Source organism: Ponticoccus sp. (in: a-proteobacteria) (assembly GCF_048381735.1).
The window spans coordinates 2,289-6,282 of the sequence record NZ_JBLXGL010000024.1 but is presented as its reverse complement, the minus strand read 5'-3'; the positions used below and the strand labels follow the sequence as shown (position 1 = coordinate 6,282).

Genomic DNA, 3,994 nt, shown 5'->3' with positions numbered 1-3,994 from the left:
TGCCGAACCTCATCGAGGTTCAGAAATCCTCCTACAAGCTCTTCCTGGATTCCGGCGATCAGCCCCAGCCGCTCGACGGCGAGGGGATCAAGGGCGTGTTCCAGTCGGTGTTTCCGATCAAGGATTTCAACGAGACCGCCGTTCTCGAATTCGTTTCCTACGAGCTCGAAAAGCCGAAATACGACGTCGAGGAGTGCATGCAGCGCGACATGACCTACAGCGCCCCGCTGAAGGTCACCCTGCGCCTCATCGTGTTCGATATCGACGAGGATACCGGCGCCAAGTCGGTGAAGGACATCAAGGAACAGGACGTCTTCATGGGCGACATGCCCCTGATGACGCCGAACGGGACGTTCATCGTGAACGGCACCGAGCGCGTGATCGTGTCCCAGATGCACCGCTCTCCCGGTGTGTTCTTCGACCATGACAAGGGCAAGACGCACAGCTCGGGCAAGCTGCTGTTCGCCTGCCGGATCATTCCCTACCGCGGGTCCTGGCTCGATTTCGAATTCGACGCCAAGGACATCGTCTTCGCGCGCATCGACCGCCGCCGGAAACTGCCGGTGACCACGCTCCTCTACGCCCTGGGTCTCGACCAGGAAGCGATCATGGACGCGTATTACAACACGGTCTCCTACACGCTCCGCAAGGGCGAGGGCTGGGTCACGAAGTTCTTCCCGGAGCGCGTGCGCGGCACCCGTCCGACCTATGACCTCGTGGACGCGGATTCGGGCGAGATCATCGCCGAGGCGACCAAGAAGATCACCCCGCGCGCGGTGAAGAAGCTGATCGACGAAGGCAACGTCAGGAACCTGCTGGTTCCCTTCGAGCAGATCGTCGGCAAGTTCGTCGCCAAGGACATCATCAACGAGGATACGGGCGCGATCTACGTCGAGGCCGGCGACGAGCTGACCTGGACCGTGGACAAGGACGGCGACGTCACCGGCGGTTCCCTCAAGGAGCTGGTGGACGCGGGCATCACCGAGATCCCGGTTCTCGACATCGACAACATCACCGTCGGTCCGTACATGCGCAACACCATGGCGCAGGACAAGAACATGGGCCGCGACACCGCGCTCATGGACATCTACCGCGTGATGCGTCCGGGCGAGCCGCCCACCGTCGAGGCTGCCTCGGCACTGTTCGACACGCTGTTCTTCGACTCCGAGCGCTACGATCTGTCGGCCGTCGGCCGGGTCAAGATGAACATGCGCCTCAACCTCGAAAAGCCCGACACCCAGCGCACGCTGGATCGCGAGGACATCGTCGCCTGCATCAAGGCGCTGGTGGATCTGCGTGACGGGCGCGGCGATATCGACGACATCGACCACCTCGGCAACCGCCGGGTGCGCTCGGTCGGCGAGCTGATGGAAAACCAGTACCGCGTCGGCCTGCTCCGCATGGAGCGCGCGATCAAGGAACGCATGTCCTCGGTCGAGATCGACACGGTGATGCCGCAGGACCTGATCAACGCCAAGCCCGCAGCGGCGGCGGTGCGCGAATTCTTCGGCTCCTCGCAGCTGTCGCAGTTCATGGACCAGACCAACCCGCTGTCGGAAGTCACCCACAAGCGGCGCCTCTCGGCTCTCGGGCCGGGCGGTCTGACCCGCGAACGCGCCGGCTTCGAGGTGCGCGACGTGCACCCGACCCACTACGGCCGGATGTGCCCGATCGAAACGCCGGAAGGCCCGAACATCGGTCTGATCAACTCGCTCGCCACCTTTGCCCGCGTGAACAAGTACGGCTTCATCGAAACCCCCTACCGGGTGGTGAAGGAAAGCCAGGTCACGGACGAAGTGCACTACATGTCGGCGACCGAGGAGATGCGTCACACCATCGCCCAGGCGAACGCGACGCTCGACGAGGGCGGCAAGTTCATCAACGACATGGTCAACACCCGCCAGTCGGGGACTACACCCTTGCCCCGCGCGAGGCAGTCGACCTGATCGACGTGTCGCCCAAGCAGTTGGTGTCCGTCGCGGCCTCGCTCATCCCGTTCCTCGAGAACGACGACGCGAACCGCGCGCTCATGGGCTCGAACATGCAACGTCAGGCCGTGCCGACGCTGCGCTCCGAAGCACCGCTGGTCGGCACCGGGATCGAAGAGATCGTGGCGCGCGACTCCGGCGCTGCGATCACGGCGCATCGTGCGGGCATCATCGACCAGGTCGACGCGCAGCGGATCGTGATCCGGGCGACCGAAGACATGGAACTCGGCGATGCCGGGGTCGATATCTACCGGATGCGCAAGTTCCAGCGGTCGAACCAGAACACCTGCATCAACCAGCGTCCGCTGGTGAAGGTGGGTGACCGGGTCACCAAGGGCGAGGTCATCGCGGACGGCCCGTCGACGGACATGGGGGAACTGGCGCTCGGCAAGAACGTCATCGTCGCCTTCATGCCGTGGAACGGCTACAACTACGAAGACTCCATCCTGATCTCCGAGCGCATTTCGCGCGATGACGTCTACACCTCGATCCACATCGAGGAATTCGAAGTCGCCGCACGCGATACCAAGCTCGGGCCGGAAGAGATCACCCGCGACATCCCCAACGTCGGCGAGGAAGCCCTGCGCAACCTCGACGAGGCGGGCATCGTCTACATCGGTGCCGATGTGGAGCCGGGCGACATTCTCGTCGGCAAGATCACCCCGAAGGGCGAAAGCCCGATGACGCCGGAAGAAAAGCTTCTGCGCGCCATCTTCGGCGAAAAGGCGTCCGATGTCCGAGACACCTCGCTCCGCGTGAAGCCGGGCGATTACGGCACGGTCGTGGAAGTGCGGGTCTTCAACCGGCACGGTGTCGAAAAGGACGAACGTGCGCTGCAGATCGAGCGCGAGGAAGTGGAACGTCTGGCCCGTGACCGGGACGACGAACTCGCGATCCTCGACCGCAACATCTATGCCCGTCTGGGCGACCTGATCCTCGGCAAGACCGCGGTGAAGGGGCCCAGGGCGTGCGTCCGAACTCGGAGATCACCGAGGAGCTGCTGAGCAGCCTGAGCCGCGGCCAGTGGTGGCAGCTTGCCCTCGCCGAGGAGCAGGACGCCCAGATCGTCGAGGCGCTGCACGAGCAGTACGAGGCGCAGAAGCGGACTCTGGATGCACGGTTCGAGGACAAGGTCGAGAAGGTTCGCCGCGGCGACGATCTGCCCCCGGGTGTCATGAAGATGGTCAAGGTCTTCGTTGCCGTGAAGCGCAAGCTTCAGCCGGGCGACAAGATGGCCGGTCGTCACGGCAACAAGGGTGTGGTGTCGCGCGTGGTGCCGATGGAGGACATGCCGTTCCTCGCGGACGGTACTCCGGTCGACTTCTGCCTCAACCCGCTGGGCGTGCCGTCGCGCATGAACGTCGGTCAGATCCTCGAAACCCACATGGGTTGGGCCGCTCGCGGTCTGGGGCTGAAGATCGACGAGGCGCTTCAGGACTACCGCCGTTCCGGCGACCTGACGCCGGTGCGCGAGGCGCTCCGCATCGCCTATGGTGACGATGTCTACGAAGAGGGCCTCGCCGGCATGGACGAGGACGAGCTGGTGGAAGCGGCAAGCAACGTCACCCGTGGCGTGCCGATCGCGACCCGGTCTTCGACGGCGCCAAGGAAGCGGATGTCAACGACGCGCTGACGCGCGCCGGCTTCGACACCTCGGGTCAGTCGCGCCTGTTCGACGGTCGCTCGGGCGAGGAATTCTCGCGCAAGGTGACCGTGGGCGTGAAGTACCTGCTGAAGCTGCACCACCTGGTCGACGACAAGATCCACGCACGGTCGACCGGACCGTACAGCCTCGTCACGCAGCAGCCGCTGGGTGGCAAGGCGCAGTTCGGTGGTCAGCGCTTCGGGGAGATGGAGGTCTGGGCCCTGGAAGCCTATGGCGCCGCCTACACCCTGCAGGAAATGCTGACCGTGAAGTCGGATGACGTGGCGGGCCGGACCAAGGTCTACGAAAGCATCGTCAAGGGCGAGGACAATTACGAGGCGGGCATTCCCGAGGGCTTCAA

1 pseudogene is annotated in these 3,994 nt (G+C 64.2%); it reads left to right on the top strand.

Annotated elements, in window-relative coordinates:
• Positions 1 to 3,994, top strand: a pseudogene (gene rpoB / locus ACN5KJ_RS20415) (DNA-directed RNA polymerase subunit beta); the annotation flags it as partial.